Annotated in this window: 5 protein-coding genes and 1 pseudogene; all 6 read right to left on the reverse strand. The window is 40.1% G+C overall.

Translation table 11 applies throughout. The annotated features are described in order from the left end of the window. Positions 1-164: 164 nt before the first annotated feature. The 6 genes and pseudogenes from V757_RS27680 to V757_RS27685 all read right to left on the reverse strand — a co-directional run bounded on the left by V757_RS27680 (position 165) and on the right by V757_RS27685 (position 13,971). Entirely contained in the window at positions 165-4,316 is a 4,152-nt protein-coding gene (locus tag V757_RS27680) for an autotransporter outer membrane beta-barrel domain-containing protein (RefSeq protein WP_147628877.1), read from the reverse strand. Continuing rightward, positions 4,276-4,779, reverse strand: a complete 504-nt coding sequence (locus tag V757_RS25475) for an ESPR domain-containing protein (RefSeq protein WP_023952671.1) — start codon at positions 4,777-4,779, stop codon at positions 4,276-4,278. Before V757_RS25475 ends, V757_RS27680 begins: the two co-directional genes overlap by 41 nt. Positions 4,780-5,139: 360 nt before the next feature. Continuing rightward, positions 5,140-6,307: pseudogene (locus V757_RS25480) on the reverse strand (BaiN/RdsA family NAD(P)/FAD-dependent oxidoreductase). Positions 6,308-6,355: 48 nt separating this feature from the next. Beyond that, complete coding sequence (locus V757_RS25485) at positions 6,356-8,617, reverse strand: arginine/lysine/ornithine decarboxylase (protein WP_023952673.1); 2,262 nt, start codon at positions 8,615-8,617, stop codon at positions 6,356-6,358. 156 nt (positions 8,618-8,773) lie between these two features. Beyond that, positions 8,774-9,337 carry a dCTP deaminase gene (gene dcd, locus V757_RS25490; protein WP_023952674.1) on the reverse strand — a complete coding sequence of 188 codons (564 nt, stop codon included), beginning with the start codon at positions 9,335-9,337 and terminating at the stop codon, positions 8,774-8,776. 80 nt (positions 9,338-9,417) lie between these two features. After that, a complete protein-coding gene (locus V757_RS27685) occupies positions 9,418-13,971 on the reverse strand; it encodes a translocation/assembly module TamB domain-containing protein (RefSeq protein ID WP_023952677.1) in 4,554 nt (1,517 codons plus the stop codon). Between the last annotated feature and the right edge of the window lie 87 nt (positions 13,972-14,058).

Consider the following 14,058-nt stretch of genomic DNA (forward strand, 5'->3'; position numbering starts at 1 on the left):
TCAGCACTTCGCCACTAGTAAGTGGCTCAGAAATAATCTGCGCTCAACAGTCCGCAGGGACTGTTGCTGGTCAGATTCTCCGCTTCGCTACCCCACTTCGCCACTAGTAAGTGGCTCAGAAATAATCTGCGCTCAACAGTCCGCAGGGACTGTTGCTGGTCAGATTATTTCCAACTATATTTTATGCCGATAGAACCCTTATAGCCGGCACGTTTTGTACCCCCAAAGCTGTGCTCGTAACGTACATCACCATAAACTTGTGTTTTAGTCGTTACGGGTAATTGAACACCGGCACCTACTTCCCACCATGTACGGTTATATTTTTCACGAATATTATCAGTACCAATTCTTACTGATTTAGGACTTATAAAATCATGATAAATATTCGCTGTTAAATAAGCTGTTTCAGTATATTTATCCTTATTAGCATCACCATAATGCATTAAACGAGCACCAATCCGTCCTCTTAAGGCATGATAATTACCACTATCTACAGTAGTTGCTTTATCCATCTTGAAGCTATTTAAATGAAGCATCTGATACATAAGCTGTGCTTGTGGTTCAATCACCCAATTTGTATCATTAATAGCCCATGGACGACCTGCCTCAGCAGATAGGGCTACACCATAACCGTTTTGACCGACTGAATCAGCATAACGTGGTTTGTATTTATTATGGATGTATGAAACGTTACCCACTAAATCCACATAAGAGCCATTCTTCGCATATCGTGTATGACTTAGACCTAAGCTAACAGCATCAGACTTACCGCTACCAGTTAACTTATCCGCAGCCACTCCTATACCCAAGCCTTTTTCATAACGATCACGATCAAATCTATACTCATCATAAAACTTCGCATCTGTATGTGCATATGTTAAGAATGCACCTGTAGACGTTATTGCCTTAGTCTCAGGGTTATACGTTAAATTGAAATCATGCCCAAACTGGAAACCATAGGTATTTTGTTCAAGATTGAAACGATTACGCCCATCTAATTCAAGGTGTTTTCCAAACATACGACCCCACACTTGACCCTTGGCATTTTCGGCAATACAACCGCAAGAATCCCAAGCCATTGTGGCACCATCTCCTCTACGCTCATGCAGAGTCCCAATCATCGCAAAACCTTGTTCCATATTTACCTGAGGCATCTGAACCACACCAGACACTGGATGTTTATAAATAGGTACTGGTGTCACCGGTGGTTTCGGCGGAGTGACTGGTGGCGTCACTGTTCCCGGAGTTAACGGCACCCATTGATAACTTGTCTCAGTATCTTCTAAGGTAGTCGTCCAATAATAATTACGAACACCTGTATCTTTATCTTGGTAAGTTAAAAGTACTTCACCGGCACCTGCTGTATCTGCTATACCAATAAAATTAGCTTGACCTGTTACATTACCTTGATCGACAATCACCACAGGTAAAGTATTGATTGTCGTTCTAGTGGTCTTCTTAATCCCATTTAACGTCACTTTCGGATACACCAACGACACTGGCTCCTCATTCGTTACCACCTTAGAATTCGCCGTTACGTTGCTCAAGTTCACATCACCGTCAATGAAATTTTCTGTACCATCTAAGGCAATAGGAACAACTTTTGTGATACCTGATGCCTTGCCTTTAATATGCAATACATCTGATACTGAGTCATTGCCACCCTCAATTTCAATATCACCGGGTGCATTCCAGAGTGTATTCATTTTTAAGAGAGCTTTTGGTCCTGCTGTATAATCACCATCAATCGTTAAGGTGGCATGGCGTAATGTACTGTCCTTATTCATATCAATGATATTATTGTTATACACATCGCCAGTAATATTGACATTACCTTTTGTAGCAAGAATAGCGTTAGCACCAATCGTTAACCCTGAATTAACCGTAGTCCCTCTAAAGGCAACTCCTTTTTCTTTACCTGTTACTAAGTCACCTGATAAATCTAAGGCTGTGCTACCGTTAAGATTAATAATTTCCCAATTTTTAAGCTTATCGCCATTGGTCGCTACATTAACATTATTGAGATTAAGGGTATCCACCCAACCATCACTCGCTAATGTATCATCACCACCATCTAATAGTAAGGTTTGATCGCCTGAGTATTTTGTAGAAGATACATTGGCTAAGTCAGAGCCAGTGCCTAAATCCATACCACCGATACTTGAGCTATCTGCCCACTCTACTGTATCATCACCATCTTCACCTAGCACATTACCGGTAACAGTCGCTGTCTGGTTGATCGTAATCTCATCATCACCTTTTTGACCATTGACAACACCACCGACAGTTGCCCCATCCGTAATGATAATCTTATCACCCGCATCTTCAGCCGCACTATCATCTAAACCAGCATTACCACCATAGACACCACCAGCAACAGCTCCTTTGACTGTGATAGTATCGCTATCGCCAGCACCTTCTACATTCCCAGCATCATTAGTCCCTGCATGAGCCGTAACACTCGCTCCTGTATCAACCGTAATAACATCAGGCGTAATACAACCTAAACCATCTTCAGCTGCATTAGATCCTGCTCCCACAGTATGAGAACCATCTACACATCCAACACTACGCAAGAACCAGCTTTTCTCTTCTTCTGCTGTCAATGCAATCCCTGCTGGGATGGCATTTCCATTAAGCACACTACGTTTTGTTAATGAGTCCACAAAATTCACTGGTGCTTGGCTACCATAAAACAATCCATAGCCCCATTTCTGCTTATCGGCACCACCAGCCGCGACCAATCGGGCATTTTGGAAAATACCTTTCAAGTTAGGATTTTGTTTTAATACAAAACTACCTGTATTAAACGTTTGATCTGTAGAACCTGTAGATGTGCCATCGACTTGAATAACACGAATACCTTTTTGAGTATGTGCTCCTAAACCAGTTGTATTATTAACCTCAACTTCTGTTTGTCCTGTTGAGTTTCCTGTGATATGCAAAAAGTCCGTTTTAGATGAACCTCCCACATCAGTAGAATCATCATTTAACTGCGTATCCAATACTAAGCTAGCACCATTTGTACCATTGTAGTTACCGTCAATGGTTAGCTTGTCTGTATCTTGAGCATTTTTAAGCGTCACAATACCATTATCACTGCTTACCGTTCCCATTGACCCATCTACTAATAATGCTTTAACGGTGTAGTTATTATTACCAGCCGCATCATAAGCACCGTTTAGTACAGCTTGATTGCTAAGATTTAAATTGGTTAATGTTGATACTGTTGACTCAGTAGTCGCCCCTATTGCCTGTTTTTTATTTAAATTCCACGTAAAACCATTATCTAAGTTTGCTGTTAATTGAGAGGCATTTGGCGTACTACCTGTGCTATTTAATGCGATATTTGTCAAACCAGTCATAACACCTTTATCAGTATTATTGACTGTTAAGGTAGCATTCCTTTTTACATCCATTAGCCAACCATAGCTAGATGCTTGTGCACTACTATTATCTCCATTTAATTCGAAGAGTGCCGTGGTTATCTTAGATGTCGTGCCTGCATTTACATTGATTAACGGTAAAACATTCTCGACACTATTGCTCTCATTTAATGTGGTAATTTGTGTATTTTTTAATAATACTTGCTGATTCTGTGATGCTGCTGTCGCACCAACGTCAGTAGAAGAATAATCAATCGCAATACCTGCTGACTTAAAAGTCCCACTACTAGTATCCGTATTGGCAATTAATCTTGAATTATCTCCCAATAATCGTACAGTCACAGCTTTACTTTCGGCTGTTGTATCTAATAGCATATTGCCTTTCGAAAAAATATCCGACCCTCCAGTCCCTGTCTGACGTAACTTACCAATTTTTAATGCAGAAGAATCACTACCTGACTTACCAATAGTAATATCTGAGTCATTTAACAATACTTTATTATCAACCCCTGAAACATAAATCCCATTAATATAAGTTCCTGTATTTGATGTGCTACTATCAAAGGCATTAATAGTTACCTTTCCTGTTGACTCAAAAATAGCATTAGAGCCTGTTAATGCTTCATTACGAATCACACGAATACCAGAGAGTTGATACACACCATAAGGTCCTGAAATAGGAAAACCAAATACAGTTCCAGAGTAATTAATATGTGTATTTGCAGTATTGGTAATGGTTAAATCAGCATTTTCTACCGTTATCTTCGATGTCTGTGTGGCTAAATTATCCTCACCTGTCTGAGCTGTCCCTACTTGCACAGCATAAGATTCGATAGGACCACGCACACCAGTACTTTCTCGTGCGAAAGTAATATCTGCAAAAAGGTTTTTAGCCGTAATTTCCCCCCCCCCGCCATGCTGTCGCCCCAAAAGTTCTGACCAACTTCCCTGATTCTGGTGTTAATTTCACTGATAAAGTATTTGCAGTTAACGATCCAGTACTTACCATAAATCCTGTACTACCATAGTCAGCAGATGATGAGGATGTATTAGAAACCGCGATGAAATCACCCAAGCTAGTATCAGTAGCACTCTTAACAACCGTTTTAACCGCATCTGTTCTAGTATCACCCTGTGCAGAAACAATAGACCCCCATGCGACAGGATTGGTATAATTTAAATTCTCATAAATCTCACATGTACCACCTTTCCAAGCAGCTAATTTGGCACATTGTGCCGCCCATACACTAGAACCACTTACACCCAATACAATGGCAAGTAATGATTGAGCAAAAACACTATTTTTTGTTTTTCTTTTGGTATGTGTTAACTCTGATACAGCAACATACGTACCTGTTTTGGCACAATACTTTGATTGATAAATCTTATTCATGGAAAAATCCTACAGTTTAGTGTCAATTATTAGGTTGAAAAATTTACAACAAATTTGCTATACCCTCTTTATAATTATTTCTATGGGTTACAAAACTTCTAACATATTTCTTTATCCCCTAAAAGTTAAGAATTGTTAAGTTTTTGCTGAATTTCTAAAACAAACCATTAAAAAATCAAATAACCAATTGATTAATAAGTGTTTTTTAATATTCTGTATGGAAAATTACTCACAAAAAAAAAAATAACCCTTTGATTAATAAAAGCTTTTTATTAAAAACCTAAAAAAATACTTAATGAACAGGGAAATAGCGTATCTTTTTTGTTGCATAAAAGATACAAATTAACATTTATTAAGTTGCTATTTTGTAAAGCTATTACTCAAGCTCTTCGCACAAACATAGGCGCTGGACCATGCCCATTGGAAGTTATAACCACCTAACCAACCTGTGATATCCATTACTTCACCGATAAAATATAGTCCTGATGTTTTCTTGCTTTGTCATGGTCTTCTGATCGAGTTCATCTACACAGACTCCACCTCGCATTGCCTCTGCCTTTTTGTAGCCTGCGGTGCCTTTAGGCGTGATTTGCCATTGTTTAATGTATGTGGCTACTTGTCGGAGTAATTTATCGGGGACTTCCGCCCATTTTTGTTGCTCCGAGATGCCTAGCATGTGTAAGATATGTAGGACTAGGCGCTTAGGTAAATAGTCACTTAAGAGTGTTTGTAATTGTTGTTTGCTACCCGCCTTATTTGTCAAAAGAATATTTTCAATATCAATTTGAGGTAATAAATCAATGTATAAAGGGCTACTGCCATCCCAATAAGAGGAAATTTGTAGCACGCCCGGCCCAGATAATCCTTTATGCGTAAATAGGATATCCTCTACAAATCTTGTGGCTTTTTTATCTAAACCTGTAGATAGGCACGCCTCAAGCGATACGCCGGCTAAATGGCTATAAGCTTGCCAATACTCTCCATCAAATACTAAGGGAACAAGTGCAGGTCTAGGCTCTATAATCTTATGACCAAACTGTCGAGCAATTTTTAAGCCAAAATCCGTGGCGCCAATGGGAGGAGCTGCCATGCCTCCTGTAGCAATGACTAACGTTCGTGACTGAAAATCTCCCTTATTTGTCTGGATTAAGAAATGGTTTTCTTGTTTGTCTATAGCATTCACTGTGCAAGGCATCTGCCAACACACCTTGGCTCGTACACATTCGTTATAAAGGACATCAATAATCTGCTGACTACTATCATTGCAAAATAACTGCTCCTTATGTTTTTCATGCCACGCTACCTTATACTCGGCAAGCAATGCCAAAAAATCATCGGGGGTATAGTCGGTCAAGGCATAGCGTGCAAAGCGTGGATTTTGTGAAACATAATTCTCCCACGTTGCTCCACTATTGGTGAAGTTACAGCGTCCACCGCCACTGATACGTATTTTTTCACCAAGCTTCTGTGCATGGTCAATCAAGCAGACAGAGAGCCCGTGCAAACCTGCCTGAGCGGCACACATCATGCCTGCCGCTCCTGCGCCTATAATGATTACATCAAACGTTTTCACGTATTATTCATCTATTAAGCAATCAACGTATAAACGTATTGATCCATCTGCTAAGGTTTCACTACCTAAACCATGGATAAATGTTTCAAACCCAGGGAATTGTTCATTAAACTTACGTGCAAATTGTAAATATTGAACGATTGTTTTATTAAAACGCTCTCCGGGAATCAATAATGGGATGCCCGGAGGATATGGCGTGAGTAATACGCCTGTCACTCTGCCCTCTAAGTCATCAATGCTAACACGCTCGACTTTACGGTGTGCCATACGATTAAACGCATCCGATGGTTTTAGCGCAGGTACCATATCACTGAGGTAAACCTCTGTCGTGAGGCGTGCCACATCATGCTCATGATAAGCTTGATGTACCATCTGACATAGATTAGCAAGCCCCATACGCTCGTATTGTGGGAAAGCTTTACAAAAATCTGGCATCACACGCCATAGCGGATGATTACGATCATAATCATCTTTAAATTGTTGTAAAGAAGTCAGTAAGGTATTCCAACGCCCTTTTGTAATACCAATTGTGAACATGATAAAGAATGAATAAAGACCTGTTTTCTCAACCACAATACCATGCTCTGCTAGATATTTACTCACAAGTGACGCCGGAATACCACGTTCAGCAAAGTTACCTGACACATCCAAACCCGGGGTAATAATGGTTGCCTTAATTGGGTCTAACATATTAAAGCCCTCGGCAAGCTTACCAAAGCCATGCCACTCGGCATCTGACTCCAAGAACCAATCTTCTTGGGTACCAATGTCTTCACTTGCGAGACGGTTAGGCCCCCATACTTTGAACCACCAATCATCACGTCCATATTCGGAAGCTACCTTACGCATAGCACGTCGGAAGTCTAATGCCTCTTTGATGCTCTCTTCTACTAAGGCTGTTCCACCCGGAGGCTCCATCATGGCTGCCGCGACATCACATGAGGCAATAATCGCATATTGTGGTGATGTTGAGGTATGCATCAAGAAAGCTTCATTGAAAATATTGCGATCTAACTTACGATTTTCCGACTCTTGGACAATAATTTGTGACGCTTGCGAAATACCCGCCAATAGTTTATGCGTTGAGTGAGTCGCAAATACCACTGAATCTTTATGACGAGGGCGCCCTTCACCAATCGCATGCATATTTTGATAAAACTCATGGAATGCCGCATGAGGAATCCACGCCTCATCAAAATGCAAGGTATCTACCATGCTACCCAATTTTTCTTTAATCATTTCAACGTTATAAATGACGCCGTCATAAGTGCTTTGCGTCAAGGTCAAAATACGTGGATTTTTATTGACGGCTTCACGAGCAAATGGGTTAGCCTCAATTTTTTTACGAATATTTTCTGGTTCAAACTCTTCCAACGGAATAGGTCCAATAATCCCAAGATTATTGCGTGTTGGGCGTAAGAATACAGGAATAGCACCAATCATGGTAATGGCATGTAGGATAGACTTGTGACAGTTACGATCCACAAGCACGACATCTCCTGCCCCCACATTGGCGTGCCAAACAATCTTATTAGATGTCGAGGTACCATTTGTCACGAAATAACAGTGATCCGCATGAAAAATACGTGCCGCATTTCGTTCTGACTCTGCCACTGGACCTGTATGGTCTAATAATTGTCCAAGCTCTTCTACCGCATTACAGACGTCAGCTCGCAACATATTCTCACCAAAAAACTGGTGGAACATTTGGCCTACTGGGCTTTTTAAAAACGCTACCCCGCCTGAGTGACCAGGGCAATGCCATGAATAAGAACCATCTTGAGCATATTTCACTAATTCACGGAAAAATGGTGGCGCTAAGGTATCAAGATAGCTTTTCGCTTCACGAATAATATGTCTTGCCACAAACTCAGGCGTATCCTCAAACATATGGATAAAGCCATGCAACTCACGAAGAATATCATTTGGAATATGCTGCGAAGTACGTGTTTCACCATATAAATAAATAGGGATATCCGCATTACGGAAACGTAACTCACCGATAAATTGGCGTAAATTCTTAATGGCTTGGGCGACATCTTCTGGAGAATCCACGTCAAATTCTTCATCATCAATGGATAAAATAAATGCACTAGCACGACTTTGTTGCTGTGCGAATGAACTTAAGTCACCATAACTTGTGACAGCAAGAACCTCTACACCTTCTTCTTCAATCGCTTCGGCTAAGGCACGAATACCCAAACCAGAGGCACTTTCTGCGCGATAGTCCTCATCAATAATCACAATAGGGAAACGAAACTTCATTCTTCACTCCAATAATTAGTCGTATTCACGCCTTAATATACGCCATTATTAATACACGTTTATTAACAACTCTTTTTTAGTTTGATTCGCTGCTCTGACTACTTCATAACCGTCTAACATATGAGCAACTAACCTGACGTATTATTAATACATATATTATGTACGTGGTAACGTTACGCCTTGTTGTCCTTGATATTTACCGCCACGATCTTTATAAGATGTTTCACATACTTCGTTGCCTCCAATAAAGAGGAACTGTGCACATCCTTCATTTGCATAAATTTTGGCAGGTAATGGGGTTGTATTCGAAAACTCTAAGGTGACATGCCCTTCCCATTCTGGCTCAAGCGGTGTCACATTCACAATAATCCCACATCGTGCATAGGTACTCTTACCCAAGCAAATCGTTAATACATCTCTTGGAATGCGGAAATATTCGACTGTTCTCGCCAGTGCAAAGGAGTTAGGAGGAATAATACACACGTCCCCTTCAAAATCGATAAACGATTTTTCATCAAATTGCTTAGGATCAACAATGGTCGAATTGATATTAGTAAAAATTTTGAATTCTCTTGCACAACGCACGTCATAACCATAGCTACTCGTACCATAGCTAACGATTTTCTGATCATTCACACTACGTACTTGTCCGGGTTCAAATGGGTCAATCATCCCTTTTGCTGCTTGCTCACGAATCCAACGATCATTTTTTATGCTCATGCTCTTTTCTCATTAAAAATAATGCAGGTATTTTAACTGTATTTGCAATAGTTAGTGACAGATACCTAGTTTCAAATTTATTAATCTTTAAATACTCTCTTATACAAGAGTTCTAAGCCATTAATTGTCCCTGCTTTAACGTTAGCCGTTAAATGTTTTAGTAGTTTATAACTACCACGAACAACAGTACCACTTCCTGTTAAGGCCTGCTCTACACTCACTGTCCATGCATCACCAAATTTTTTGGTTGCATAAAATAGCTGGTTACTCTCATCATAACCATTATAGGCTGTACTATCTGCAACAGTACGTTTAGGTAAAATATTATTTGCTTCACCTACAGTACCACCACGCACACCAATTTCATCAATACCAATTTGGCGATAAAAAGGCTCCTCTCCACCTAATAATGAACTGCCCACAGAGAATAATAATGCTAAGTCAGCACCACTACTATCAGGTCCTCGTCCCATAATCAACCAAGACAATTTCTCTACTTCACTTACTTCAGGATAGGATACCAAGGTAATTTTTGGTTTTTTTGCCGTCCCAATCACTCGCAAACCTGCCTCAACATCTAAGCCACGACGAACAGCCTCAATATTCAAGGTTGGATTAGTAATATTTCCTCCAAATGAAATATCACCACGTGCAATTTGTAAACGTTGACCATAGGCTTCAATCGCACCACCACGTGTTCGGAACTGACCCTCAGCCGTTAATTTGCCATGATGCTGTACCAAGGTAAGTGATCCCACCAAACCAGAGTTCAATCCCAACCCTACTAGGTAAAAACGAGGACCTAAATCAACGGTCAAATTCATCTCCATATTTTCAGAAGAGTTGGACTGTTCTTGCTGTAATACTTTCTGTCCCGGCTTAAGCACAATCACATCACCATCTACAGCTGGCACACCGTCACTAATATCAACGCTTGCCCATCCTGCATCAGCAGTTAATTTACCCTCTAACTGTATTTTAGGTAAATTAGCCCCAATAGTGATATTGCCACTCATCATCGCAAAACGATCCGCTCGTTGAATAATAGGATAATGGTCAAACAAGAGAGCAATACTCCCTTTGGAGGAGGCAATATCCCATTGTCCCGTTGCACTTAAACTACCGTTCTGAGCAGGAGGATTTTCTTCAATCCATTGACGGGTACGCCACTCTTTAGGCGTAATACGAATCACCGAAGGAAAGTAAAATTGATCAATTTGTACCTTATTATTAGCAAAATTAATTTTTGCCGTACCGTTTAACAAACGAATGCCATTTTCAGCCTCAATGATTTTTAGGTCTCGTCCATTCAAATAACCGGATGAATGCCATTGACCATTAGCTAAGGACTTTAAACTCACATCAAAATCAACAGCACCACCTAGAGACAAAAGATCATCGGTAAAGACAGATGCCCAAGCAATTTCTTTCATAGAGCCTACGGCTTTTAGCTGAGTGCCTCCTTTCAGATTAGGTGTTAAGCCATTGAACTTAGTTTCCACCGTCACTTTAGCATTACCTTTATCATTGGTATCAAAAAGTAGTTGTGCTTTCATCGTACTATTTGATCCACCTGTTGGATTAAACGTGGCTTTTAAACTTAAGTTATTCAGCCCTAATGGCAATGGTTGCTTTAAAGGAAGAACTAAATCTCCTGAACGACGAACAATATTGGCATGGCCTTGCAAACTTTTCTTAAAACCAATATCCCAGTCTGCATCAAAAATTAGCTGAGAAACTTTTACAGGATTTTTTTCTCTCACAATAATCCCGCCACGTTGGTTTTCACTCTGACTCTCACTTTGTCCAAGTAATTTATCCAACTGATCTAAAAATTTCTTATCAATAACAAAACCTTTGATTTCCCCTTTAGTCGTCCATTCGCCATTTTTACCTGTAGAGCCAAGTTGTTGTATATCCACATAATGGTTACCGGGCAACGTCAATTTCAAGGTAGATTGACCGACTTGCCATTCAGGTTGTCCATTTTCACCCGCAGGCACAACACTAAGCGTTAAGGTCTGTGGTTGCTCAAGCGCAAAACCTTGATAACTCGCTCCTAGGGTGGTAATCTTGCCAGACCAACCTTCTTTGCCTTGTTCGAGCGTTTTCCAACCACCGTCACCTATCAATTTCGCGGTCATATACTCTGGATTTTTAGGTGAAAGCACCCCTTTTGCCACATAACTAGCATTCACATCTAAGGCATGCTGTTCAATTGAACCTTTGAGTAGTCCCTTAGCCATTGCGCCACCAGATAGCCCCGGATAGATTTGTTCAAAGATAGGTGCATTGATATCTAACGTTAATACATCCCCAGCCTTACCAAATGCCCCATCGGTGATGATATGGTTCTTACCAATGACAAGGTTAATATTCGCTTTCTCTGCCCAATATAATTTTGGGTTAAAACCTTTACTGTTATTATGTTCAGTCGTATCCGCCGTTGTCTCTTTTTGATGTACAACGAGGTCGACCTTCCCTTTGAGTAATTGCTTGTTCCAACGACTCGTATCATCAAACTGAGCATTAATTGTCGCATTCACCAACTGATTATCTGCTGATAGATTAATCTTGCCTTTGATATCACCATTTAAAATAGCGGGTGGTGTTGCACCAAAGCTCCATTTGCCTAAATCAAAATGCTTGGTGGTTAAATCTATATCTATTAAACCATTTTGCTCACTACTGTTTTGAATAGTGGCATGTCCTTTTAACAAGGTCCCGTCAGATAGCTGAATATCAAATATCCCATCATTAAGCACTAATGGTTTGTTTAAATCTAAAATAACTTTACTGTCAATAACTGTTTTTTCACCACTGCCATTAGCCACCACTGTGTAAACATCTGCGGTGTCTGTTGGTTTAAGATCTATAGTAAGGTCTTTGAGATTAGCAAAAGGATTTTTTTGTAAAGGTTTAGGCTCTTCACCACCTTGACGGACAAGATGAAGCTGCGCATTCATTTGGGGATTTTTATTAAAATCCCAATTCGCATCATAGGTACTATTCTCAATGGCTAAGTCTTTCACTTCACCTTTTGAGCTGATATTACCTTCTTTTTGCGATGAGGCAAGATGATGAATTGTCGTCACTTTACCATTAGGCTGTTTTAAATGAATAAGTGCCTCACCAGCTTGCCAAGTTAATGTCGGTTTGGTAATCACTTCTGCCTGCAAATTACCATCAGTTTCTAGTTCATAATTAGCGTGCTTGACTGTTAAACGAGTCAAATCTCCTTTCCAGTGTAAATCTTGGAGAATATGAGTTAGCTGACTATCTCCCGCTAAACTAAAACGAATAGGTGCATCACCTAACTCTTGGGTTTTACCGGGTGTATAAACGCCATTAGCCTCTAATTGATGATGACGCAGACTACCCTTAAGCCTTGCTTCTACTTGTGCCGCTTCTCCTACATTGGGGTATAGTTGCGATAACTCAGGCAAATTCGCTTTCACTGTGAATACATCATTCGCCTGTCCTAATCTACCATCGGTGATAATGCTATTTTTGCCTATCGTGAGATTAATATTCGCTTTTTCGAGCTGTAAATCCTCTAGCGCCCACCCCTGCATTTGCTCTGTTTGTTCAGCACCATCAGCCACCGCAGCAGGGGTAAACATTTGATTTAAATCTAAAGCAATATCTACCGTTCCTTGAGCTGGTTGACTATTCCAACGACTTCCCTCTGCTAATTGAGCTTGCAACAATACTGTTTGCCATTGTTCAAAGCCAGTCGCCTTAGTCTCAAAATGAGCTGTAGCTGCTACTTTTGAATTCGGCATAATTTTTTGTAAATCTGCGCCATCAACAGACACATCAGCGGTTAAATGTTGAACCTTATCATCCACCATTTCTGAATGCACATCGGTCTTAACATGCAAACCTTCTGCAATTTCAAATGTTGCTTTTAATTGTTCTAAAATCAATGGGGCAAATAAATTAACACGACCATCTGCACTTAAATCAACCTCATCTGCTGATCCTTTCAGTGCTAACGCTAAATTTTTCAATGTCCCATTGGCTTTAAGACCTAAATCCAAATGGCATTCAATATTATCTTTTTTAGCTTCAATAGCGGCCTTAATACTAGGACTTAAACATAAGGGAGACAATGTATTCCCTGTGTTATTATGAGTATTTAACACCAAATCCAAAGGAATATCTGAGTTGTTCATATCTAAAAGTTTTAGATAACCATCCAACAACGTGGTTGAGTAATCATGAGTAATTTCTAAGCTATTTAAATTAATAGCCGCATTTTTACCATTCCACTGTACGCCACTTAATTCTAAATTACCCAGCCCAATGGGAAGCTGACTACCATCCGCCTGAATCAAAGTAAATTTACCTAGCTTTAGCTTGTCAACATCAATATCTACTGGTAACTTTGGTAAGGAAAAGGGTGCATCACCACTGGTCTGCCGCTGCTCTGTGGGGAGTAATTTAACCTGTAAATCACCCACTTCAATTGCATTAATATATGCTCTTTTATCCCATAATTCAGACCATTTGGCATCTATATAAACATCTTTTGCATGAACCTCTATACTTGGTGAAGTAAAGGTAAAATCTCCTGTTTTTAATCCATTCCATACAGACCCCTCTATCGCATCTGCTTTGACCCCAACCAAAGGAAGTATCTGGTTGAATAAGATCTTTGCCCCTGTATTTGTTCCCAATAGCCAAACAATTAACAGTAGCAGCACTATCAAAAAAAC

Origin of the sequence: Pelistega indica, from assembly GCF_000506865.1 — a bacterium.
Classification (GTDB): Bacteria; Pseudomonadota; Gammaproteobacteria; order Burkholderiales; family Burkholderiaceae_B; genus Taylorella; species Taylorella indica.